The sequence below is a fragment of the Streptomyces sp. NPDC058469 genome (assembly GCF_042721125.1).
Lineage (GTDB): Bacteria > Actinomycetota > Actinomycetes > Streptomycetales > Streptomycetaceae > Streptomyces.
Window position 1 is genome coordinate 58,644 of the sequence record NZ_JBHXME010000006.1, and the last position, 22,743, is coordinate 81,386.

Here is a 22,743-nt window from a genome sequence, read left to right on the forward strand (position 1 = left end):
ATCCTGTTTCAGGTCGGTAAAACAAAAACATGATCCGGTGACCGGTGTGCCGTGAGTGTCGTTGGGCGGGCGCAGAACCATTTCTGCCCCAGGTTCGACTCCCGATCAACTCGCCACCCACTTAAGGCACTTCAGTGGACGTCACAACAAAAGCGACCACCAGCATCCGCACCAGGCTGCTGAGGATTCTGATCCTCGCCCTCGCGGTCCTGCTCGCACTGCTCGGTATCGCGGCCGCCGACCAGATCTCCGCTTATCGCAACGCCTCCGCGACCGCCGACAACGCCCGCCTGGAAATCACCCTCCAGGGACTCGTGCACGAACTGCAGAAGGAGCGCGGACTCACCACCGGATACGTCGGCGGCGTCCGGCAGTTCAGCGCCAAGCTGCCCGTGCAGCGCAAGGCGACCGACGCCGCGCGCGAGCAGTTGGACGTGGCTCTGAAGGGGCGTGAGGACTCGGCCGCCGGTTCCGTGCGCGAGTCCCTCGGCCGGCTCGACGGCCTCGCCGGCATCCGCAAGGACGCCGACGACGGCACCGGCGTGGTGAAGGACACCTTCGACTACTTCACCACCACGATCACCGTCCTCGACCGGCTCGACCTAGGCCTCGAAGACGTTCACGACGGCAACCTGCGCGACGCCTACCAGGCGCTCCAAGTCCTCGGCAACGCCAAGGAGTTCACCGGCGAGGAGCGGGCCATCGTGCTCGGCTCGGTGCGCGCCGGGAAGTTCCGCGGCGACGACTACAGCCGGTTCATGGAGATCCGCGCCGGGCGCCTCGCCGCCCTCGACGCCTTCCCGCGGTCGGCCACCGCCGTACAGGAGCGGCGTCTGAACACCGCCCTGACCACGCCCGACGCCGAGCGCACGCTGGCGTACGAGAGCAAGGCGGTGCACGGCACCGGGAAGCTGAAGTCGAGTGCCATCCCGGCCATGGCCTGGTGGGACTCGACGACCTCCACCATCAACGGGATGCGGAGCGTACAGATCACCCTCGGCACCGATGTCGAGAACCGCGCCGCCCAGTTGGAGAGTTCGGCCCAGCGCGACCTGCTGCTGTTCCTGCTGCTCGCCCTCGGCACGGTAGCCGCGCTCGCCGCGCTGGCCCTCGACTGCGTACGGTCCGTCTCCACGCCGCTCGTCGAACTCGCCCGGCAGGCACGGGAGGTGGCCGGCAGCCGACTGCCGCAGGCCGTGGCCGCCGTACAGGACGGGTCGTCCGGGGAGGCACCGAAGCCGCCCGCTCCGCTCGCCCTCGCCGACCGGGCGGGGGCCGAAGTCCGGGAGGTGGCCGAGGCGTTCGACCGGGTGCAGCGGTCCGCCTTCGATCTCGCCACCGAGCAGGCCGTGTTGCGGCGCAACGCCACCGACTCGCTGGTGAGCCTGGGGCGTCGCAACCAGAACCTGGTGCGCCGTCAGATCAGCTTCATCAACAAGCTGGAGCACGAGGACGCCGACCCCGCGACCCTCGCCAACCTCTTCGAACTCGACCACCTGGCCACGCGTATGCGCCGCAACGCCGAAAGCCTCCTCGTGCTCGCCGGAGAGTCCAGCCCCCGCCCCTGGTCCACCCCGCTGGCCATCAACGACGTACTGCGCGCCTCGCTGTCCGAGGTCGAGGAGTACCGCCGGGTCACCCTGCGCCGGATCGAGCCGGCGTTCGTCACCGGCTCCGTCGTCGTCGAAATCGCCCACCTGCTCGCCGAGTTGGTGGAGAACGCGCTGAGCTTCTCGCCGCCGGACTCCGATGTGGAGATCGAGGGACGGCGCACCAGCGCCGGCTATCTGGTCGCGATCGTCGACCACGGCTTCGGCATGGACAACCAGGCACTCGCCGAAGCCAACGTACGACTCTCCGGCACGGCCAGCTTCATGGCCGAACCCACCCGGTTCCTGGGCCACTTCGTGGTCGGCGCGCTCGCCCGCAAGTGCGGTATCGAGGTACGGCTCGGCGAGGCACCGGCGGCCGGTGTGGTCGCCCGGGTACTGATCCCCGCCGGGCTGCTGACGGAGGCTCCGCAGGGCAAGGCCGCGGACCAGTCGGTGCTGCCCGCGCCGCGCAAGGAGGAGGACGCCGTCGAGTCGATGACCGTAGCGGCCGAGTCGAAGCCCGTCGAGAACAGGGTCGAGAACAAGGGAGCCAAGGGCACCTCCGCCTCCCGCACCCGCAACGGACTCGTCAAGCGCCCCCAGCGCAGCGCGATCTCGGAGGCCGTCACCGAGACGGACCGGCCCAGCCGCCCGGCGCCCACCGGACCGACCACCGACCGCAGCCCCGAGCAGGTCTCCGGAATGCTCTCCACCCTGCGCAGCGCCCACATGCGCGGCGGCATCAGCGTGGAGAAGGAGAAGGAGAAGGAAAAGGCCAGGAAGTCCGCCGGACACAACGAGGGTGACGTCAAGTGACCACTGTCGACACCCAGCACGACTCGCAGACCTTCAACTGGCTGCTCGCCAACTTCGTCAAGAGCACCGACGGCGTACGCGACGCGGTCGCCGTCTCCTCCGACGGGCTGCTGATCGCCGTGTCGGACGGGCTCGGGCGGACCGAGGCGGACCATCTCGCCGCGATCGTCTCGGGGTTGAGCAGTCTGGCCCGCAGCGCGTCCAAGCGGTACAGCTTCGACGGGGTCAAGCTGATCATGATCGAGATGGGGCGCGGTTTCCTGCTGGTCTCGGCGATCCGGGACGGCAGCTGTCTCGGTGTCCTCGCCGACAGCAGCGGTGAACTGGGCCTGGTCGGCTACGAGATGGCGGTGCTCGCGGAGCGGGCGGGTGATCTGCTCACGCCGACGCTCATCGCCGATCTGCGGCAGGCGTTGCCACGGTGAACGGTGAACAGCCCAGGGACGTAGAACCTGACGAGGACGCGACGTTCGTCCGGCCGTTCATCATCACCGGCGGCCGGTCCGAGCCTCTCCAGGCCGATCTGCGCCTGGAGACGCTGGTCGTCGCCGTCGGCGTGCCGGATCCGTCGCTGGCCTTCGAGCGGCGCCACATCGTCGCGGTGTGCGAACAGCCGACGACCGTCGCCGAGGTGGCGCACCGGGTCGGCGTACCCCTCGGAGTGGCCAAGGTGCTGATCTCCGACCTCGTCGTCGCCGGGCAACTCGCCTGCCGGCAACCCGCGGAGCTGCCGCTCCCGATGCTCGAAAGGATCAGGGACCATGTCCGGGCGCTCTGACAAGATCGTGCCGCTGGCCGTGAAGATCGTGGTCAGCGGCGGCCTCGGGGTCGGCAAGACCACGTTCATCGGGGCCATTTCGGAGATCGAACCCCTCGACACGGAGGCGGCGATCACCCAAGTCTCGGTCGGTGTCGACTCGTTGGTGGGCGTCGAGGCGAAGACCACCACGACCGTCGCCCTCGACTTCGGGCGGATCACGCTCGACCCGACGATCGCGCTGTATCTGTTCGGGACGCCCGGGCAGGACCGGTTCTCCTTCCTCTGGGACGACTTGGTGGAGGGTGCGCTCGGCACGGTGGTCCTCGTGGACACCCGGCGGATCGAGGACTGTTTCCCAGCGGTCGACTACTTCGAGTCGCAGGGCGCGCCGTTCGTCCTCGCGGTGAACCGGTTCGACGGGGCGGAGCGGTTCGACGTGGACGAGGTGCGGGAGGCGTTGGGGCTGGGTGCGGATGTGCCTGTGCTGGAGTGCGACGCACGTGAACGGGGCTCTGTGCGGGACGTGTTGGGGGCGCTGATGGATCGGGTGATCGGCGTCCGGGCCACACCACGACGCCGTACGGCCGCCCTGTCGCGGTAGACGGGAGCAGGGGGCCGGGCCGCGAACTCGGCCCCCCACAGGTCTGCTTAGTTTTTCAGTTCTGGTGGGGACACCTGCGACTTCGCTATCGCCGAGCCCGTCGTGCCCCACTTCTTGAGGATCTTGTCGTACGTCCCGTCCGCGATCAGCTTGTTCACCGCGGCCTGGAAGGCCGGTGCCAGCTTCGTGTTCTTCTTGAAGGCGAAGCCGACGTCCAGGCGGTGGAACTCGTTGAGGAACTTGACGCCGGTCTGCTGGGCGACGGCGTAACGCAGGCCGTTGATCGTGGACATCACGACGTCGCTGCGGCCCTGTTGGAGGGACGACCAGATCGCGCCGGACTCGCTGTAGGTCTGCACGCTGTACGCCTTCTTGCCGGCGTCCGTGCAGACCTTCTTGTTCTCCTCAAGCGTGGCCTCGAAGGTGGTGCCCGCGCCGGTCGCGACGTTCAGGCCGCACAACTGCTTGAGGTCGGTGATCTTGGCGAGCTTGCTGTCCTTGCGGGTGGCGAAGCCCTGGCCGTCGTTGATGTAGGTGACGAAGTCGATCGTCTTGCGCCGTTCGTCGGTCACGCCGAAGTTGCTGGCGCCGAAGTCGTACTTGCCGCTGTCGAGGGCCGGCAGGATCGCCTCGAAGCTGGCCTGTTCCGTCTTGAGCTTGATACCGAGAACCTTGGCTACGGCGTCCGCGAAGTCGACGTCCTGGCCGGTCAGCGTCTTGCCGTCGTCCAGGTAAGTGGTGCCGGGTGGCGTGCCGCCGACGGCCACCGCCACGGTCAGGCTCGTGGTGCCGGAGGGCAGCAGCTCGGCCGCCGCCGCGTCCTTCGGGATGGCCGAGACGACATCCGTGGTGGGGATCTTGTCGGCCTTGGCCGCCGCCGCGTTCGCCGCGCTGCCGCTCGCGTCGTCCGAGCCGGAGCCGCAGGCCGTGAGGAGCAGGGCCGCCGAGGTGATCAGGGCAAAGGGTGTGAAATGCCGAAAACGGCTGCGCGTGGGCATACGCATCGTGTGCGGTCTCCTGAGAGCAAGAGTGAGCAGAACCCGAGGGGAGGGTGAGGGGTGCGCGTGTGAAGGCGACGGGGGAGGTGCGGGGGAGAACGCGAGAAACGCCCGATCAGGCGGGAGAACCGGGGATCAGGGCGTGCAGTGGGTCAGCTCAACAGGAAGAGGACCACACTCGACCGAAGTCGATGTGGGAGCGCTTGACCAGCCACTGCTGTGGATGCATGGGGTAAGTGGAACAGGCATCCGGTTGGGCGTCAACCGACTTGAGACGTACCGCTCACAGTATGGACAGCCTTGACAGCGAGGGGAAACGGCGCCGTACCCTCGGTGCACGGCCCTTGCTGAGGGGCTCGGCCGTACGGCGCCACGCGGCGTTCCGTGTGAAGGCATCACCCGTGTTCGACCGACGTCACGGAGTCTTCGCATGTCTTCCCACACCCTTGCCAAAGCTTCCGCCGCACCGGACATACCGGAGACGGCCGGCTCCCCGCGGATCGTCCCGCAGCGCCGTCTCGGCCAGTGGACGGCCGCCGTCGCCGTACTGATCCTGCTCGGGCTCGCCGTCACCTCCGTCGTGCGCAACAAGGCGTTCCAGTGGGGTGTGGTCGGCGACTACTTCACCTCGGACTCCGTGCTGCGCGGCCTGTGGCTCACCCTGTGGCTGACGGCCGTGGTGATGGTCCTCGGCTTCGTCCTGGGGGCACTGCTCGCGGCGGCCCGGCTGTCCGCCAACCCCGTGCTGCGCGGCGTCAGTTGGGGCTACGTCTGGCTGTTCCGGTCGATCCCGATCCTGGTGCAGCTGCTGCTGTGGTTCAACATCGGGGCGCTGTACCCGCAGTTGCTCGGCGTGAAGACGGTCAACCTGTTCACTCCGATCGCGGTCGCGATCATCGGACTCACCCTGCACGAGGCCGCCTACGCCGCCGAGGTCGTCCGGGGCGGCATCCTCTCCGTCGACCGGGGCCAGGTCGAGGCCGCGCAGGCGCTCGGGCTGAGCCGGTGGCGCCGCTGGTGGCGGATCGTGCTGCCGCAGGCGATGCGCTCCATCGTGCCGCCCGCCGGGAACATGCTGATCGGCACCCTCAAGGGCACCTCGATCGTCAGCGTCATCGCCGTCCAGGACCTGCTGTTCTCGGCGCAGTTGGTCTATCACCGCACCTACCAGGTGATCCCGCTGCTGATGGTCGCCACCATCTGGTACACCGTCGTCACCTCGGTGCTCAGCGTCGGCCAGTACTACGTCGAGAAGCACTACGCGCGCGGTTCGGAGCGCACCCGATGAGCGCGCCCAGGCGGACTCTCGTGATCGTCGGGGCCGGGCCGCGGGGGACCGGTCTCATCGAACGCATCGCCGCCAACGCGGCCGAACTGTACGGCGGTTCGGGCACCGAGGGCGCTGACGACGCCGTAGGTCCCGAAGGTGCCGAGGGCCTCGACATCCATCTCGTCGACCCCCATCAGCCGGGCGCCGGACGCATCTGGCGCGCCTCCCAGTCCCCGCTGCTGTGGATGAACTCGCACGCCGAGGACGTCACCATGTTCACCGACGAGACGGTGGTCATGGACGGTCCGGTACGCCCCGGCCCCACGCTGCACGAATGGGCGGCCATCGAGGGCAGCACCTTCGCCGACCGCCAGCTCCAGGGCTCCTATCTGCGCTGGGTGCACGAGCAGTCCGTGGCCGCTCTGCCGCCGGGCATCACCGTCCACCACCACCCGCAACGGGCCCTCAGGATCAGCGGCCCGCGCGACGGACGCCAGCAGGTGTGGCTGGAGGGCCGCCCGAGCCCGCTCCTCGCCGACCTCGTCGTCCTCGCCCTCGGCCACCTCGACGCCGAACTGGACGAGGACCAGCGTGAGTTGGCGGCGTACGCCCGCGCCCACGACCTGGTCCATCTGCCGCCCGACTTCACCGCCGACAGCGACCTGTCCTCCCTCGCCCCCGGCGAACCCGTCCTCGTCCGCGGCTTCGGCCTCGCCTTCGTCGACCTGATGGTGCTGCTCACGGAGGGCCGGGGCGGACGCTACGACGGCGACACCTACGTCCCCTCGGGGCAGGAGCCGGTGCTGTACGTCGGGTCGCGGCGCGGAGTGCCGTACCACTCGAAGATCGGTTACGACTGGACCGGTGAACGGCCGCCGCTGCCACGGTTCTTCGGGCCCGCCGAGGTCGACGCGGTGCTCGCGCTGCCGGGGGGCTTCGACTTCCGGCGCGACGTATGGCCGCTGATCGAGAAGGAGTTGGGGTTCGCGCACTATCACCGGCTGTTCGGTGTGCACCCCGAGCGGACGAGCATCGCGTGGACCGTCTTCGAGGAGAAGTACGCGGCCGGTGAGGCGGCGGAGCGCGAGGCCCTCGTGGCGTCCGCCGTGCCCGACCCCGCCGACCGGCTCGACCTCGCGGCGCTCGACCATCCGCTGGACGGGGTGCGGTACGCGTCCCACGAGGAGTTCCAGGAGGGGCTGAGGGCGTATGTGGAGGGGGATCTGAGCCGCCGTCACGATCCCACCAACAGCCCGGACCTGTCCGTCTTCCTCGGACTGCTCTCCGTCTACGGGCAGTTGATCCGGCTCGGTGACGTCGGGCCCTGGTGGCACGGCTTCTTCAGCTATCTCGCCTCCGGGCCGCCCGGACCCCGGCTGCGTCAACTGCTCGCGCTGTCCCGGGCCGGCATTGTGCGGTTCGTGGGCGCCGACATGGCCGTAGCCGCCGAGGACGGGGTGTTCCGCGCGTCGAGCGCGACCGTGCCGGGTGTGACGATCGAGGCGCGGGCGCTGGTCGAGGCGCGGCTGCCCGAGCCCACGGTCGGGCGGTCCGTCGATCCGCTGCTGCGTGAACTGCACGCCGACGGGGCCGTGGTGGAGAGTCCCGAAGGGCTGCTGCGGGTGGACCGCACCGACGGCCGGATCCTCGACCGGGACGGGCAGCCGCATCCCCGGCGGTTCGCGCTCGGGCCCTACACCGACGTACGGACGCCCGGCGCCTTCACCCGGCCGCGTACCGGTGGGCCCGCCTTCCGGCAGAACGACGCCACCGCGCGGGCCATGCTGGCGTTTCTGCGGGACCTCGCGTGTCGGGCCTCCGTGTAGCCCCCGACCGCCAACTCCGCTGCCAGTACAAGGGATTCACACCGTGACCGTCATGGTCGACATCAGGTCCGTCCACAAGAGTTTCGGGCCGCTCGAAGTGCTCAAGGGCATCGACCTCGCGGTGCGCGCCGGCGAAGTCACCGTGATCCTGGGCCCGTCCGGGTCCGGCAAGTCGACGCTGCTGCGCACCATCAACCACCTGGAGAAGGTCGACCAGGGCGTGATCAGCGTCGACGGCACCCTCGTCGGCTACCGCCGCTCCGGCGACAGGCTGTACGAACTGCCCGAGCGCGAGGTGCTGAAGCAGCGCACCCGGATCGGGTTCGTGTTCCAGAACTTCAACCTCTTCCCGCACCTCACCGTGCTGGACAACATCATCGAGGCACCGGTCTCCGCGCTGAAACGCCCCCGCAAGGAGGCTCTTGAGAGCGCGCGCCGGCTCCTCGACCGGGTGGGGCTCGCCGACAAGGCCGACGCCTATCCCAAGCAGTTGTCCGGCGGGCAGCAGCAGCGGGTCGCCATCGCCCGCGCGCTCGCCCTGGAGCCGAAACTGCTGCTCTTCGACGAACCGACCTCCGCGCTCGACCCCGAGCTGGTCGGTGAAGTCCTCGACGTCATCAAGGACTTGGCCCAGCAGGGCACCACGATGATCGTCGTCACCCACGAGATCGGCTTCGCCCGCGAGGTCGCCGACACCGTCGTCTTCATGGACGACGGGCGGATCGTCGAGCAGGGCGCCCCGACCGACGTACTCGACCGACCCCGGCACGAACGCACCCGGACCTTCCTTTCCAAGGTGCTGTGACGTGCGCAGAAAGGGACTCCCCACATGACCTCCTCGCACGGCCGGGGCCTGCATCTGGCCGCCGCCGTCGACCAGCGATCGGCCTACGACGCCGACTCCTACGTCGAGTTGGCGCGGCTCGCCGAGAGCGGCGGCCTCGACTTCGTGACGCTCGACGACACCTTCGCGCGCCCCGGACCCGACGCCCTCGCCGTCCTGTCGCGCGTCGCCCCGGCGACCAACCGGATCGGCCTGGTGCCCACCGTGACCACCACGCACACCGAGCCCTTCCAGGTGCAGGCCGCGGTCGCGACCCTCGACTGGGTCAGCCGGGGCCGGGCCGGCTGGCGGCTCGACGTGTCGACCACCGAGGGCGAGGCCCGCCTCTTCGGCCGCCGGCACGCCGCACCCGCCGACGCGCTGTGGGAGGAGGCCGGTGAAGTCGCCGAAGTCGCCGCCCAGTTGTGGGACAGCTGGGAGGACGACGCTGAGATACGGGACACGGCCACCGGCCGCTTCGTCGACCGCGACAAGCTGCACCACGTCGACTTCACCGGCTCCGAGTTCTCCGTCAAGGGCCCCTCGATCGTGCCCAGGCCGCCGCAGGGCCACCCGGTCCGCGTGGTCGACGCCACCGAGGGCCAGGCCCGGCGGACGGCCGCCCGGTACGCCGATGTGGCGCTCGTCCGCGCGGCGAGTTCCGCGCAGGCCGGCGCCGTACGGGCCGAACTGCGGGCGTACGCCGAGAAGTTCGGGCGCGATCCCGACACCCTGCGGGTCCTGGTGAGTCTCGTCGTCGACCTCGGCGACGGCGAGCACGCGGCCGAACCGGGCCACGGCGGGGGCGGCCCCCGGCAGACCGCGCACGGCCCGCTGTACCGGGGCGGCCCGGTCGACCTCGCCGAGTTGATCGCCACCTGGCACGGCGACCGTACCGTCGACGGCTTCCACCTCTCGCCCGTCGAACCCCGCCGCGACCTGGAACGGCTCGTCAACGGCACGGTCGCGCTGCTCCAACACCGGGGCCTGTTCCGCACGTTCTACCCGGGCAGCGCGCTCAGGGAGCACCTGGGCCTGGCCCGGCCCGCCAACCGGTACGCCGTGACCGGGGGAGCGTCATGACCGTACGGGCCCGTAAGAGGATCCATCTGGCGGCGCACTTCCCCGGCGTCAACAGCACCACCGTGTGGGCCGATCCGCGGTCGAAGTCCCAGATCGGCTTCGCCTCCTTCGAGCATCTCGCCCGCACCGCCGAACGCGGACTCCTCGACTTCTTCTTCCTCGCCGAGGGGCTGCGACTGCGCGAACACAAGGGCCGTATCCATGACTTGGACGTCGTCGGACGCCCGGAGTCCCTCACGGTCCTGAACGCGCTCGCCGCCGTCACCCGGCGCATCGGGCTGGCCGCCACGGTCAACGCCACTTTCAACGAGCCGTACGAACTCGCCCGCAGACTGGCCACGTTGGACCACTTGAGCGGAGGCCGCGCCGCCTGGAACGTGGTGACCTCCTCCGACGCCTTCACCGGCGAGAACTTCCGGCGCGGGGGCTACCTCGACCGCGCGGACCGCTACACCCGGGCGGCCGAATTCGTCGATGTGGCACGGGAGTTGTGGGACTCCTGGACCCCGGACGGAGTTTCCCGCCCCTTCGCCCACCGGGGCCGACACTTCGACATCGCGGGCGAGTTCACCGTGCCCCGCTCACCCCAGGGGCACCCGGTGGTCATCCAGGCCGGGGACTCGGGGGAGGGGCGGGAGTTCGCGGCGCGGACCGCCGACGTGATCTTCACGAGGCATGGCACCTTGGAGGACGGCCGCGCCTTCTACGCCGACGTGAAGGGACGCCTCGCGAAGTACGGCCGTGGCGCGGACGACCTCAAGATCATGCCCGGCGTCAGCGTCGTCCTCGGCGACACGGCGGCCGAGGCACAGGAGAGGGCCGCCGAGATCCGGCGGCAGCAGGTCTCCCCGCAGAACGCGATCCTCGCCCTGGAACAGATCTGGGGCGCGGACCTCTCCTCCTACGACCCCGACGGCCCCTTCCCCGACTTCGACCCGGTACCGGACCCGTCGATCACCCAGGGGCGGACCCGGCGCGGCGACACCGTCGCGATGGCCGAAAAGTGGCGGGCGCTGTCCCGCGAGAAGGGGCTGTCCATCCGGCAGACCGTGATCGAGGCGAGCGGCCGGCAGTCCTTCATCGGCACCCCGGAGGCGGTCGCCGCCGAACTGGAGACCTTCGTACGACAGGACGCCGCCGACGGCTTCATCCTCGTCCCGCATCTCACCCCGGGCGGCCTCGACGAGTTCGTGGACCGGGTGGTGCCGCTGCTCCAGGAACGCGGCGCGTTCCGCACGGAATACCGGGGCACGACCCTGCGCTCACATCTAGGGCTCCCCGACCCGGCAGGGACGGGCTGACCACACGACGACAGGGTCGAGCGCACGACGATGGAGCTGACGGCATGACTTCGGACGCGGCCGACGAGTGGAAGCAGTGGCACGAGCACCGCATGGAGACCGTGTCGGCTCCCTACGGCCCCCTCGCCCTGACCGGCACGCACTGGCTGGAGGACTACCCGGACGGGCAACTCCCTGACATCCCCGGCGTATGGGTCCTCGACGGTGACGCGGTCCTCCTCACCGCGACGGCGGCCGACGGACTGACCGTCGACGGGGAACCCTTCACCGGCGAGACCCGCCTCGGCGCGGACACCGGCCCGGTGAGCGAGGCCCGCGCCGGCCTCCGCGAGCGCCGACTGGTCGTCCTGATCCGTGAGGGCGGCTGGGGCGTGCGCGACTACGACCCCGACTCGGCGGCGCGGCGCGCGTTCCGGGGCGTCGAGGCCACGCCGTACGACCCGCGCCGTTCGGTGCCGGGGCGCTTCACGCCGTACGACGCGCTGCGCACCGTGCGCGTCGATACGGCGGACGGTGTCGAACGCGGGCTCGGGCTCGCGGGTGAACTCGCCTTCCGGATCGACGGGTTGGAGGCGACGTTGCAGGTGGCGGTGCAGAGCGACGGGAAGTTGTGGGCGGTGTTCGCCGACTCCACCAGTGGGGACGGCAGTTACCGGTTCCGGTTCCTGTACCCGGCGGCGCCCGATGAGGAGGGGCGCACGACGGTCGACTTCAACCGGGCGGTGCTCCCGCCGTGCGCGTTCGCCGACCATTTCATCTGCCCTTTCCCGCCGCCGGGGAATACGCTGGGCCTCGCGATCGAGGCGGGGGAGCGCATCCTTCGGTAGGTGGGGCGTTGACCTGCGGCGGGCTGGGTTTGGGCCTTCTGCGTTCGGGTGATCAACTCGCGTAGATCGTGGGCAAGTTGAAGGCTGCACGGCCGAAAGGCGCCCTTGCGCGCATTGGCCGCGCGGCCGAATACTCCCCCTCAGCGCTTGTCAGGGGCACGGCGTGTTCGAAAACCGGACGCCCGAACCTGACTGCGCCTCACGGGCCCCGACCCCACGCGGGCCCCTGAATTCCCCTAGGAGGGAACGAAACGTGAGGATCAAGCGCACCACCCCACGCAGCGGAATCGCGAGACGGACCAGGCTGATCGCCGTGGCCACCGGATTCGTCGCCGCTGCCGCGTTCGCCGTCCCCACCGCGAGCGCCAGCGACGCCCACACGTTCAGCGCGACCCAGCTCTCCACCGCCAACTCGTCCGTACTCAAGGCCGATGTCCCGGGCACCGCCTGGGCGGTCGACAGCAAGACGAACCGCGTGGTCGTCACCGTCGACAGCACGGTGTCCCAGGCCGAGATCGCGAAGATCAAGTCGCAGGCGGGCAGCACCGCCGGCGCGATCACCATCAAGCACACGACCGGCCAGTTCAAGAAGCTGATCACCGGCGGCGACGCCATCTACGGCGGCGCCTACCGCTGCTCGCTCGGCTTCAACGTGCACAGCGGGAGCACGTACTACTTCCTGACCGCCGGCCACTGCGGTCAGGTCGCCTCCACCTGGTACTCCAACTCGGGGCACACCACGACGCTGGGCACGAACGTCGGCTACAGCTTCCCGACCAACGACTTCGCGCTGGTCAGGTACACCAACACCTCGATCGCCCACCCGAGTGCGGTCGGTACGCAGACCATTTCCAGCGCGGCCACGCCGAGCGTGGGCACCACCGTCTACCGGCGCGGCTCCACCACCGGCACGCACAGCGGCCGGGTCACCGCCCTGAACGCCACCGTCAACTACGGCAGCGGCGACGTGGTGTACCAGATGATCCAGACCACCGTCTGCGCCGAAGGCGGCGACAGCGGCGGTCCGCTCTACGGCGGCACCGTGGCCTACGGTCTGACCTCGGGCGGCAGCGGCGACTGCACCTCCGGCGGCACGACCTTCTTCCAGCCGGTCACCGAGGCGCTGAGCTACTACGGCGTGAGCGTCGGCTGACGTCCGCCTGAACGTCCTCCGCTCCGGACTGCAGCCGGCAGCGGGTGAGTCCCCGTACGCAACTGGCGTGCGGGGGCTCGCTCTTGTGCGGCACCCGGAGTTACCGTCGTTGTATCGGAGAAGGCACCTGGGGCCTGCCCGGCGGATCAGGTCGCAGGAAAGCGGCGGCGCCTGAGCAGTACCGGTGAGCGGGCCTGGTGCGTGCAGCTGCAAGGCGGAGGAGACGTTGTCATCAGCGGCTGCCGCCGCGGGCGACGCGGAGCGTCGGCGAGTGACGACAACGCGGCAGATGTGCGTGCCAGACCCCGCGTCTGCGGCATGATCCGCCGGGCAGGCCCAAAGCGCCAACGTCGGACCCTGGGGGGCCGTGATGGTCGAGGAGCTGGTGACGGCGGGAGTGACACTCGCGTCCGTCGGAGTGGTGTACACGATGGCGGCCGCGCGGGTCGTCAAACAGTACGAGCGAGGTGTGGTGTTCCGGCTCGGCAGGCTCCGGCCCGAAGTGCGCGGGGCCGGCTTCACGATGGTCGTCCCGTTCGTGGACAAGCTCCGCAAGGTCAACATGCAGATCGTGACGATGCCCGTCCCCGCGCAGGAGGGCATCACCCGCGACAACGTGACGGTCCGGGTGGACGCGGTCGTCTACTTCAAGGTCGTCGACGCGGCGGACGCGTTGGTGCAGGTCGAGGACTACCGGTTCGCCGTCTCGCAGATGGCGCAGACCTCGCTGCGGTCGATCATCGGCAAGAGCGATCTCGACGATCTGCTCTCCAACCGCGAAAAGCTCAACCAGGGCCTGGAGTTGATGATCGACAGCCCGTCCATCGGCTGGGGCGTGCAGATCGACCGGGTCGAGATCAAGGACGTGTCGCTGCCCGAGACGATGAAGCGCTCGATGGCCCGGCAGGCCGAGGCCGACCGTGAGCGGCGGGCCCGGATCATCAACGCGGACGCCGAGTTGCAGGCCTCGAAGAAACTCGCCGAGGCCGCCGAGCAGATGTCCGAGCAGCCCGCGGCGCTCCAACTGCGGCTGCTGCAAACGGTGGTGGCGGTCGCGGCCGAGAAGAACTCGACGCTGGTGCTGCCCTTCCCGGTCGAGCTGCTGCGCTTCCTGGAACGGGCGGCCCCGGCTCCGCCCGCGGCACCTGTGGCGCCAGTTGCACCGGTTGCCCCTGTGGCACCGCAACCGGTGCAGGAGCAACTTCCGCCCGCCGGGCCTCAGTCGGCTCCGGACTCCGATGGGTCGATTTCAGGACAGGACTAGACCTCACCGGCTGATGAGCGTCACTCGCACCCAGTGTTTGCAGTGCGAATGGCCTGGGGTGACCGTGAACAGTCAAAGCGAGGGGGGCGTGCAACCGCGTTCCACGCACGACCTGAAGTCGACCTTGTGCGCTCCCTGTGCGATTAGGAAGAGTAGGCGCTCGTCAACCTACCTTTCGGCCGGTCGGGTCCCCATAACCTGGCGGGCCGACCCCCCACAGGAGGACACGAGTTGAAGCACCGACGCATACCCAGGCGACGGGTGGCCGTGGCAGGCGCGGGCATAGCCGCACTGGTCGTCGCGGGAGTCACCTTGCAGAGTGCGAACGCCAGCGAGACCACGCAGGCGGCCGCACCCCACACCCTCTCGGCCCTCGCGGCCGGAAAGCTCGCCTCGACGCTCGGCAAGAACCTCGGCACCGACGCGGCCGGCACGTTCTACGACGCGAAGACCAAGAGCCTCGTGGTCAACGTGCTCGACAAGACCGCCGCCGACACCGTCGAGGCGGCCGGCGCCAAGGCGAGAATCGTCGAGAACTCCCTCGCCGAGCTGACGAGCGCCCGTACGACCCTCAAGCAGGACGCCACGATCCCCGGCACCTCGTGGGCGACCGACCCCACCACCAACAAGGTCGTCGTCACCGCCGACCGCACGGTCTCCGACGCCGAGTGGACCAAGCTCGGCAAGGTCGTCGACGGACTCGGCAGCAAGGCCGAACTCCAGCGCACCAAGGGGGAGTTCAAACCCTTCATCGCGGGCGGCGACGCCATCTCCGGCTCGGGCGGGCGCTGCTCGCTCGGCTTCAACGTGGTCAAGGGCGGCGCGCCGTACTTCATCACCGCCGGGCACTGCACCGAGGCCATCTCCACCTGGTCCGACTCCAGCGGCAACGAGATCGGCACGAACGAGCAGTCCAGCTTCCCGGACAACGACTTCGGCCTGGTCAAGTACACCTCGGACGTCGCCCACCCGAGCGAGGTCGACCTCTACAACGGCTCCTCGCAGGCCATCACCCACGCCGCCGACGCCACGGTCGGCGAGAAGGTGACCCGCAGCGGCTCGACGACCCAGGTGCACACCGGCACGGTCACCGGCCTGGACGCCACCGTGAACTACGGCAACGGCGACATCGTCAACGGCCTGATCCAGACCGACGTCTGCGCCGAGCCCGGTGACAGCGGCGGCTCGCTGTTCGACGGCAACGCGGCGATCGGCCTCACCTCCGGCGGCAGCGGCGACTGCACCTCGGGCGGCGAGACCTTCTTCCAGCCGGTCACCGAGGCGCTGTCGACCTTCGGGGCGCAGATCGGCTGAGCAGCGGCATGACTGAGTAGTACGACGGTGAGGTCCCGCCCCCGCGCGCGAGGGGGCGGGACTTCCGCGTCCGTGCGCTGTCGACTTCCGTGTTCGTGTCCGCGTCCGTGTGGTCGGCTCAGCGCTTGGGCCAGTACCACAGCGGTTCGTCGAGCGGGCCCTCGCGGCCTGCCACCGTCGTCTGCCCGAACTCCTTCACCAGCTCTATGGAGTTGACGTCGAGACGATGCCGTATCGCGCCCTTCTGGAGAGCGTCCGCGAGCGGTCTGGCGTGGGTGACCACGACGATCTGGGTGTCCTTCGTGGCCGTGAGGATCAGGTCGGCGAGCGGCGGGATCAGGTCCGGATGGAGACTCGTCTCCGGCTCGTTCAGCACCAGCAGCGACGGGGGCCGGGGCGTCAGCAGCGCCGCCGCCCACAGGAGATAGCGCAGGGTGCCGTCCGACAGCTCGGCGGCGGTCAGCGCGCGCAGCAACCCGTGCTGGCGCAGGGCGAGTTGGAAACGTCCACCGAGGTCGGCGATGTGGACCCGGCTGCCGGGGAAGGCCGCGTCCACGGCCGTGTCCAGCGCCTCGGCGTCCCCGACCTCCCGGATCGTCTGCAGGGCGGCGGCCAGATCGGAACCGTCACCGCTGAGCACGGGCGTCCGCGTGCCGATCTGCGCGGTCCGGGCCGGCGCGTGCGCGTCGGTGCGGACATGGTCGTAGAACCGCCAGGACCTGATGAACTCCCGCACCGCCAGGACGTCGGGTGCGTGCTGGGGGTCGGCCAGTTCGCCGAGCATGCTGTCGTACGGGCGCAGGGCGCCGTGGGCCCGGGACCAGCCGCCGCCCGCGCCGCGCAGCCTGACGGCGGCTCCCGCGCGGTCGGAGAGCACCGAGGCCGGGCGCAGTACGGGGCCGCTCCAGATGGACTCGCGTTTGATCTCCGGGTCGAGGTTGAACATCGACGGCCCGCTGCCCGACCCCGAGGTCGGGCTGGGGTGCCCGAAGTCGACCGCGTACCCGAACTCGTCGCCCGCGAAGCCCAGTTGCAGGCTGACCGGGCCCGAGCGGACCGTGCCCTGCATGGGATGCGTGCCCTCGCGCACCGCGCGGCCGATCTTCTCCGGGCCCGCCCACAGGACCGACGGCAGCCCGCCCTCCTGCGCGAGCGCGGCGACGGCGCCGCCGCGCGCGGACTCGGCGAGCAGGCGCAGCGAGCGGTACAGGCTCGACTTGCCCGTGCCGTTCGCCCCCGTGATCACGTTCAGTCGCGTCAGCGGGACGATCAGGCGGCGCAGGGAGCGGTAGTTCTCGACGGCGAGGGTGCTGATCATTCGTCCAGGGTTGCAGACGGGTCTGACAACGCCGGCCGGCCCAGCAGACGCTCGTGCTTGCGCCGTAGCGTCGCCGCCAGGAGGGTGACCACGATCCCGGCGAGCGCCCACGCGGAGAGGACCAGCAGCGGGCCGGTCACGGCGTTGCCCTTGAAGTAGGCGATCGAGCGCGCCACCCAGGTGCCGGCGCCCGGTGGCAGCGCGGGCCCGATCGCGTTCCAGAACGGCGGCAGCAGCGGCAGCGGGAAGGCACCGCCCGCGCTCGGGTTGCCCGCGATCACCACCAGCAGGATCGCCAGCCCGATGCCCACGACCCCGAAGACCCCCTGCAGCCCGAGGGTCGCGGCCCCCACGGCGAACGTGATCAGCGCGCCGAGTCCCCAGAACGCCGTCACGCTCCCCGGCAGCGCCCCCAGGATCGGCCCGACGATCACCGCGCCGCCGAGGCCGCCGACGATCGCGACCAGCGCCATCACGATCAGCCGGATCACCGCGCGGCGGGGGTTGGCGGGCCGGGCTCCGGTGCTGATCGCCAGGATCGAGGCGCACAGATAGCCGCCGACACACCAGCCGACGACCAGGTAGAAGGACGACAGCCCGTCGAAGTCCCGGCCGGAGGCCGGAGCCACGTCCACCGTCCGGACCGTGCGCTGCTCGGTCCTCTCCAGGGTGGCGGTGATCGTCTCCAGGGTGGTCGCGAGGACAGTGCCGCCGCCGGTGGCGACCAGGAGCGTGTCCTTGGTGCCGCGCGGGTCGATGACGAGAGCGCCGTCGATGTCCCGGTTCAGGATCTGCCTCCGCGCGGTCGCCGCGTCGGACACCGCGCGCGGGTCCAGTGGCGAGCCGGGCAACCGCTTCAGCCGGGCCACCGTCTGCTCGGCCGTGACCTGAGGAGCGACGACCCCGAAAGACACGTCCCTGGGCTTCGGATTGTGAAGCGCGCCTACGTAGGAGGCGATGAAGAGCAGCTGAAGAGCGACCACCCCGATGACGAGCAGGCCGGCCCGCAGGGTCACCGCGTCCTTCACCTCGCCGAAGAAGGACGTACGGGACGTACCGGCACCGGGGGTCTCTGGCATGTCCCCACGGTCTCGGCGGGCGGGTGTTTGCGCAGGCGGGAAAGGGCCGAACGGATGTCGTACATGTGTTCGGAGATGATTTTTCCCCAACTGCTCGGACTGGATGGGGAGCTGACGGAGTGGTGTCTGTTTCGGACACCGCGAACCTCCCCAAGGAATCGTTTGCATGTTCGAATGTGGTCGCCGACCAGGGCTGATGGGGTTAGGGTAATCGAACGGACGTGCGATGAACATATCGGACGGATGGCTGAAAAGGGGTGGAGTGATGGAGGTGCGGCATGGCGGGCTTCGCCCATCTGCACGTCGCGTCCGGTTACTCCGCCCGCTACGGCGCCGCCCACCCCGAGCAGCTTGCCCGGCGGTCGGCCGAGCGGGGCATGACGGCGCTCGCGCTCACCGACCGGGACACGGTCACCGGAGCCGTCCGGTTCGCACAGGCGTGCGCCGGGGCCGGGGTCCGGCCGATCTTCGGCATCGACCTGGCGGTGGAGGCCCTCGCACCCCCGCCGCCCGCACAGCGCCCGCGCACCCCCGCACGCGGTGGCGCGCACGTGGTCGAGCCGCCGCTGCGGTTCGTACTGCTGGCCCAGGACCGGGCGGGATGGGCGCGGCTGTGCCGCATCACGTCGGCGGCGCACGAGGGTGCCGTGTCCGGTACGGCGCCGGTCGTGCCGTGGGACGCGCTGCGCGAGTACGGCGGCCCCGGACTGACCGTCCTGCTCGGGCCGCTCTCGGAGCCGGTGCGGGCGCTGTCGGTGGGCCGGGAGGACGTCGCGATGAAGCTGCTGGCGCCCTGGCGGGAGGTCTTCGGGAGGGGAGTCCGATTGGAGGTTGTCGCGCAGAAACGTTTCAGCACAGGACCGGGATCCCTTCGCCTGGCCGCTCGCACCCTGGCGCTGGCCGACCGCACCCGCACCACCGCCGTGCTCTCCAACGCCGTCCGCTACGCCGACCCCGACCAGCACCGCCTCGCCGACGTCCTGGACGCGGCACGGTTGCTGCGCCCCATCGACCGGCGCCGCCTGGACAGCGGGCAGCGCTGGCTCAAGGACGAGAGAGGGATGGCGAGCGTGGCGCGAATGATCGTCGAATGTGCCGGAGCGGACGTCCGCCGGGCCCGCCGTCTGATGGCGGACACCGCGAACACGGCGGCCGTATGCGCCGTCGATCCGGCGGCCGACCTCGGCCTCGGCACACCGCACTTCCCGGAACCGTCGCTCTTCGGCGCCGGGCCGGAGACGGGCGGCGCGGCCGGGTTGCTGCGCCTGAGGAGTGAAGAGGGCCTGGCCCGACGCGGCCTCGACCGCGACCGAGCGGCACTCGACCGGCTGGACGAGGAACTCGCCGTCATCTCCCACTGGAACTACGACGCGTACTTCCTCGCCGTCGGACAGGTCGTCGCCGACATCCGGGCCAAGGGCATCCGGGTCGCCGCCCGCGGCTCCGGCGCCGGCTCGCTGGTCTGCCACGCGCTGGACATCGCCACCGCCAACCCGCTCGACCACAGCCTGTTGTTCGAACGCTTCCTGAGCACACGCCGGGAGTCACTGCCCGACATCGACATCGACGTGGAGTCCGCCCGCCGCCTGGAGTGCTACGACACGATCTTCGAACGCTTCGGCAAGGAGCGGGTGGCGGTCACCGCGATGCCCGAGACCTACCGCGCGCGCAGGGCGCTGCGCGACACCGGCCTCGCGCTGGGAATCACCCCGGCCGACGTCGACCGGATCGCCAAGAGCTTCCCGCACCTGCGCGCCTCCGACATCACGAGCGCGCTCGCCGAACTGCCCGAACTGCGCCAACTGGCCGCCGAGGCCCACCGGTTCGGCCCTCTGTGGGAACTCGCCGAAGGCCTCGACTCCCTGGTCCACGGCATGGCCATGCACCCGTGCGGCGTGGTCATCAGCGACGCGACCCTCCTGGACCGGCTGCCGGTGCAGCCCACCCCTCAGGGCGACTACCCCATGGCCATGGCGGCGAAGGAGGAGATCGAGGCGCTGGGCAACATCAAACTCGACGTCCTGGGTGTGCGCATGCAGTCCGCGATGGCCCACGCCGTCACCGAGATCGAGCGGGTCACCGGCGACCACATCGACCTGGACGACCCCGGGCAGGTGCCGCTCGACGACGTGTTCGCCTTCAAACTCATCCAGGAGAGCCAGACGCTGGGGCTATTTCAATTGGAGTCGCCTGGTCAACAAGACCTTTTGTCGAGACTCCAACCCCGTGACGTGCAGGACGTCATCGCCGACATCAGTCTCTTCCGTCCGGGCCCGGTCGCCGGGGGCATGCCCGAGCGGTACATCGCCGCGCGTCATGGCGGTACGCCGTCGTATGCGCACGACGACCTCGAACCGGTGCTCGCCGACACCTACGGCGTGACCATCTGGCACGAGCAGATCATCGAGACCCTCCGGGTACTGACCGGCTGCGACCGGGCTTTCGCGGAGATCACCCGGCGGGCCCTCGGCGACAAGGACCAACTGCCCCGGATCAAGGACTGGTTCCACAAGCTGGCACGCGCGCGTGGCTACAGCGCGGCCGTCCGGGACGAGGTCTGGAAGACCGTCGAGGCCTTCGGGGCCTACGGCTTCTGCCGCGCCCACGCGGTCGCCTTCGCCGTACCGGCCCTGCAGAGCGCCTGGCTCAAGGCGCACCATCCGGCGTTCCTGCTGGCCGGGCTGCTCGAACACGACCCCGGGATGTGGCCCAAGCGCGTCCTGGTCTCCGACGCCCGTCGGCGCGGCGTGCCGATCCTGCCCGTCGACATCAACCGCTCCAGGGTGAGGCACACCGTGGAGATGACCGAGAAGGAGGAGTGGGGCGTGCGGCTCGCGCTGTCCGGGGTGCGCGGCATCAACGAGGAGGAGTGCGCGCGGATCGAGAAGGGGCAGCCGTACGGATCACTGTCGGACTTCTGGCAGCGGGCCCGTCCCAGCAGACCGGTCGCCGAACGCCTCGCCGAGATCGGCGCCCTGAACTGCCTCCACGACGGCCGCCTCACGCGCCGTGATCTGCTGCTCCAGATCGCCGAGTTGCACCGGCAGTCCCGCAACCGGACCGCAGGCTCGGGTCAACTGCCCATGGATACGGGTGCTGTTGGGGGAGTGGAGCCGAGCGGGTTGCCGGAGATGACCGGACGCGAGGCGCTGAGCGCCGAGTTGGGCACGCTCGGCATCGACGTCTCCAGGCATCTGATGGACCATCACCACCGGCTGCTGCGCGAGATCGGCGCGACGGACGCGGCGCATCTGGCCGAACTGCGGGCGGGGCAGCAGGTGTTGGTCGCCGGAGTGCGGGCCTCGACGCAGACCCCGCCGATCGCGAGCGGCAAGCGGGTCATCTTCGTCACCCTGGAGGACGGCTCGGGCCTGGTCGACCTCGCCTTCTTCGAGGACTCCCACCCGGCCTGCGCGTACACCGTCTTCCACAGCGGGCTGCTGCTGGTGCGCGGCACGGTCCAGGTGCGCGGCACCCGTCGTACCGTCGTCGGTTCCATGGCCTGGGACCTGGACGAGATCGCGGCGGCCCGCCGGGACGACGGCCCCGAGGCCGCCCTCGCCCTCCTGGGCGCCGACCGCCCGCACCCGACGCCTGCTCAGCCGCAGCGCACCCTGGCCAACGGCACCACCGGCGCCCGCCTCCACCCCTACGCCGACCTCCAGCCCGCCGGCACCCGCTCCGCCGACCTGAAGAAGTTCGGCCACCGCAGCCCGGGGAGCGCGGGATGACTACGCGTCGGCGGCACATCGCCCACCTCCACCTGCATGCCGAGCTGACGGAGACCCAGTACGGAGATGCAATCGAACTGATGTCCGGAATCACGCCTCACGTCCAGGCCGTTCCGCCGGGCGCCCTTCAGCTGGACCTGACTTCGGCGCTCAGATACTTCGACCTGTCCCCTTACGACATGGTCCAGACGGCGAAGATGAGACTGAAGGCCCACTACGGCATCGACAGCAGCGCCGGCCTCGCGGGCAACCGCATGCTGGCGGCGATGGCGGCCGACGCGTCCGCCCCGGGGGACACCACCTGGGTGCCCGCCGGGCAAGTGGCCGACTGGTTGTACCCCCGGCCGGTCACCGCACTGCCCGGGATCGGCCGCGCCACGGCGGACACGCTTCACCGGTACGGTCTGCACACCATCGGCCAGATCACCGACCTGCCTTCGGCGACCCTGCAACGGCTCCTCGGCGCAGGCCAGGCACGGCTGTTGACCGAGCGCGCCGGCGGCCACGACCCCCGCCCGATCATCCCCGCGGAACCGGCGGCGCATCTGGCCGCCGACCTGGCCCTGAGCCGGGACTGCCTGGACCCGGCTCAACACCACCGAGCCGTCCTGGGACTTGCCGACCGGATCGGCCAACGCCTGCGTGGAGAAAGGAAGTTCGCGGGCCGACTCACCCTCACGGTCCGATACGCCGACCGCACCTCCACCACCCGCACCCGCACCCTGCCGGAACCCACCGACCACTCACCCGCCCTCGCCGCCACCGCCCTGGGCCTGTTGGCCTCCCTCGGACTGCAACGTGCCCGCGTGCGTGCCTTCGTGATCCGCGCCGACGACCTGCTGCCGGCCGGCAGCGCCTACCGTCAGCTCTCCATGGATCCCGGAGACGCCCGCGCCCGCGCGGTCGAAGCCGCCGCGGACCGTGCCCGCCGACGCTTCGGGCAGGAGGCCGTACGCCCAGCCGCTCTGGCCGACTGACCTCTGCCGC

Annotated in this window: 18 protein-coding genes; 15 read left to right on the plus strand and 3 right to left on the minus strand. The window is 70.2% G+C overall.

All coding sequences use genetic code 11. The features are described 5' to 3' along the window. The first annotated feature begins 134 nt into the window (after nucleotides 1-134). From ACFWP5_RS05685 to ACFWP5_RS05700, 4 genes are read left to right on the plus strand one after another with little or no spacing between them, the layout of a single operon-like run. Nucleotides 135-2,408 (plus strand): nitrate- and nitrite sensing domain-containing protein, encoded by a 2,274-nt coding sequence (locus ACFWP5_RS05685; protein WP_384150712.1) that lies wholly within the window; start codon nucleotides 135-137, stop codon nucleotides 2,406-2,408. After that, nucleotides 2,405-2,833, plus strand: coding sequence for a roadblock/LC7 domain-containing protein (locus ACFWP5_RS05690; RefSeq protein ID WP_043681265.1), 429 nt, complete (start codon nucleotides 2,405-2,407; stop codon nucleotides 2,831-2,833). Before ACFWP5_RS05685 ends, ACFWP5_RS05690 begins: the two co-directional genes overlap by 4 nt. Next, a complete protein-coding gene (locus ACFWP5_RS05695; RefSeq protein WP_033286270.1) occupies nucleotides 2,830-3,186 on the plus strand; it encodes a DUF742 domain-containing protein in 357 nt (118 codons plus the stop codon). The genes ACFWP5_RS05690 and ACFWP5_RS05695 overlap by 4 nt, the downstream gene beginning before the upstream one ends. After that, nucleotides 3,170-3,769 carry an ATP/GTP-binding protein gene (locus ACFWP5_RS05700; protein ID WP_384150716.1) on the plus strand — a complete coding sequence of 200 codons (600 nt, stop codon included), beginning with the start codon at nucleotides 3,170-3,172 and terminating at the stop codon, nucleotides 3,767-3,769. The genes ACFWP5_RS05695 and ACFWP5_RS05700 overlap by 17 nt, the downstream gene beginning before the upstream one ends. A 47-nt stretch (nucleotides 3,770-3,816) precedes the next feature. Here ACFWP5_RS05700 and ACFWP5_RS05705 read toward each other — a convergent pair whose 3' ends face one another. Continuing rightward, nucleotides 3,817-4,773, minus strand: coding sequence for an ABC transporter substrate-binding protein (locus tag ACFWP5_RS05705; protein WP_384150719.1), 957 nt, complete (start codon nucleotides 4,771-4,773; stop codon nucleotides 3,817-3,819). Between the two features lie 424 nt (nucleotides 4,774-5,197). Here ACFWP5_RS05705 and ACFWP5_RS05710 point away from each other — a divergent pair, with 424 nt between their 5' ends. The 9 genes from ACFWP5_RS05710 to ACFWP5_RS05750 all read left to right on the plus strand — a co-directional run bounded on the left by ACFWP5_RS05710 (nucleotide 5,198) and on the right by ACFWP5_RS05750 (nucleotide 15,628). Then, a complete protein-coding gene (locus ACFWP5_RS05710) occupies nucleotides 5,198-6,055 on the plus strand; it encodes an amino acid ABC transporter permease (RefSeq protein ID WP_384150722.1) in 858 nt (285 codons plus the stop codon). Further along, entirely contained in the window at nucleotides 6,052-7,863 is a 1,812-nt protein-coding gene (locus ACFWP5_RS05715; protein WP_384150725.1) for an FAD/NAD(P)-binding protein, read from the plus strand. The genes ACFWP5_RS05710 and ACFWP5_RS05715 overlap by 4 nt, the downstream gene beginning before the upstream one ends. Nucleotides 7,864-7,915: 52 nt before the next feature. Then, entirely contained in the window at nucleotides 7,916-8,668 is a 753-nt protein-coding gene (locus ACFWP5_RS05720) for an amino acid ABC transporter ATP-binding protein (RefSeq protein WP_384150728.1), read from the plus strand. Nucleotides 8,669-8,692: 24 nt separating this feature from the next. Beyond that, nucleotides 8,693-9,769: an LLM class flavin-dependent oxidoreductase gene (locus ACFWP5_RS05725; protein WP_384150731.1), complete on the plus strand. Its 1,077-nt coding sequence runs from the start codon at nucleotides 8,693-8,695 to the stop codon at nucleotides 9,767-9,769. Beyond that, a complete protein-coding gene (locus tag ACFWP5_RS05730; RefSeq protein WP_384150734.1) occupies nucleotides 9,766-11,070 on the plus strand; it encodes an NtaA/DmoA family FMN-dependent monooxygenase in 1,305 nt (434 codons plus the stop codon). The genes ACFWP5_RS05725 and ACFWP5_RS05730 overlap by 4 nt, the downstream gene beginning before the upstream one ends. A gap of 44 nt (nucleotides 11,071-11,114) precedes the next feature. Next, a complete protein-coding gene (locus ACFWP5_RS05735) occupies nucleotides 11,115-11,897 on the plus strand; it encodes a DUF1684 domain-containing protein (protein ID WP_384150737.1) in 783 nt (260 codons plus the stop codon). A 253-nt stretch (nucleotides 11,898-12,150) separates the two neighbouring features. Then, nucleotides 12,151-13,050, plus strand: coding sequence for a S1 family peptidase (locus ACFWP5_RS05740; protein WP_384150740.1), 900 nt, complete (start codon nucleotides 12,151-12,153; stop codon nucleotides 13,048-13,050). A gap of 370 nt (nucleotides 13,051-13,420) precedes the next feature. Continuing rightward, entirely contained in the window at nucleotides 13,421-14,314 is an 894-nt protein-coding gene (locus ACFWP5_RS05745; protein WP_384150955.1) for a slipin family protein, read from the plus strand. 231 nt (nucleotides 14,315-14,545) lie between these two features. Continuing rightward, on the plus strand, nucleotides 14,546-15,628 hold the full coding sequence (locus ACFWP5_RS05750) for a S1 family peptidase (protein WP_384150743.1): 1,083 nt from the start codon (nucleotides 14,546-14,548) through the stop codon (nucleotides 15,626-15,628). A 118-nt stretch (nucleotides 15,629-15,746) separates the two neighbouring features. On the opposite strand, the gene ACFWP5_RS05755 is transcribed toward ACFWP5_RS05750, so the two are convergent. Next, a complete protein-coding gene (locus ACFWP5_RS05755; protein WP_384150746.1) occupies nucleotides 15,747-16,946 on the minus strand; it encodes an AAA family ATPase in 1,200 nt (399 codons plus the stop codon). After that, entirely contained in the window at nucleotides 16,943-18,025 is a 1,083-nt protein-coding gene (locus tag ACFWP5_RS05760; protein ID WP_384150750.1) for a DUF3533 domain-containing protein, read from the minus strand. Before ACFWP5_RS05760 ends, ACFWP5_RS05755 begins: the two co-directional genes overlap by 4 nt. Before the next feature lie 278 nt (nucleotides 18,026-18,303). On the opposite strand from ACFWP5_RS05760, the gene ACFWP5_RS05765 reads away from it, so the two are divergent. Next, entirely contained in the window at nucleotides 18,304-21,756 is a 3,453-nt protein-coding gene (locus ACFWP5_RS05765; RefSeq protein ID WP_384150753.1) for a DNA polymerase III subunit alpha, read from the plus strand. Beyond that, entirely contained in the window at nucleotides 21,753-22,733 is a 981-nt protein-coding gene (locus ACFWP5_RS05770; protein WP_384150756.1) for an ImpB/MucB/SamB family protein, read from the plus strand. The genes ACFWP5_RS05765 and ACFWP5_RS05770 overlap by 4 nt, the downstream gene beginning before the upstream one ends. Nucleotides 22,734-22,743 lie beyond the last annotated feature (10 nt).

Bases quoted from the DNA above. Each gene is read 5' to 3' on its own strand.
- ACFWP5_RS05700 (WP_384150716.1), top strand. From the start codon at position 3,170: ATGTCCGGGCGCTCTGACAAGATCGTGCCGCTGGCCGTGAAGATCGTG.
- ACFWP5_RS05705 (WP_384150719.1), bottom strand. From the start codon at position 4,773: ATGCGTATGCCCACGCGCAGCCGTTTTCGGCATTTCACACCCTTTGCC.
- ACFWP5_RS05710 (WP_384150722.1), top strand. From the start codon at position 5,198: ATGTCTTCCCACACCCTTGCCAAAGCTTCCGCCGCACCGGACATACCG.
- ACFWP5_RS05715 (WP_384150725.1), top strand. From the start codon at position 6,052: ATGAGCGCGCCCAGGCGGACTCTCGTGATCGTCGGGGCCGGGCCGCGG.
- ACFWP5_RS05720 (WP_384150728.1), top strand. From the start codon at position 7,916: ATGGTCGACATCAGGTCCGTCCACAAGAGTTTCGGGCCGCTCGAAGTG.
- ACFWP5_RS05725 (WP_384150731.1), top strand. From the start codon at position 8,693: ATGACCTCCTCGCACGGCCGGGGCCTGCATCTGGCCGCCGCCGTCGAC.
- ACFWP5_RS05730 (WP_384150734.1), top strand. From the start codon at position 9,766: ATGACCGTACGGGCCCGTAAGAGGATCCATCTGGCGGCGCACTTCCCC.
- ACFWP5_RS05735 (WP_384150737.1), top strand. From the start codon at position 11,115: ATGACTTCGGACGCGGCCGACGAGTGGAAGCAGTGGCACGAGCACCGC.
- ACFWP5_RS05745 (WP_384150955.1), top strand. From the start codon at position 13,421: ATGGTCGAGGAGCTGGTGACGGCGGGAGTGACACTCGCGTCCGTCGGA.
- ACFWP5_RS05755 (WP_384150746.1), bottom strand. From the start codon at position 16,946: ATGATCAGCACCCTCGCCGTCGAGAACTACCGCTCCCTGCGCCGCCTG.
- ACFWP5_RS05760 (WP_384150750.1), bottom strand. From the start codon at position 18,025: ATGCCAGAGACCCCCGGTGCCGGTACGTCCCGTACGTCCTTCTTCGGC.
- ACFWP5_RS05765 (WP_384150753.1), top strand. From the start codon at position 18,304: ATGGCGGGCTTCGCCCATCTGCACGTCGCGTCCGGTTACTCCGCCCGC.
- ACFWP5_RS05770 (WP_384150756.1), top strand. From the start codon at position 21,753: ATGACTACGCGTCGGCGGCACATCGCCCACCTCCACCTGCATGCCGAG.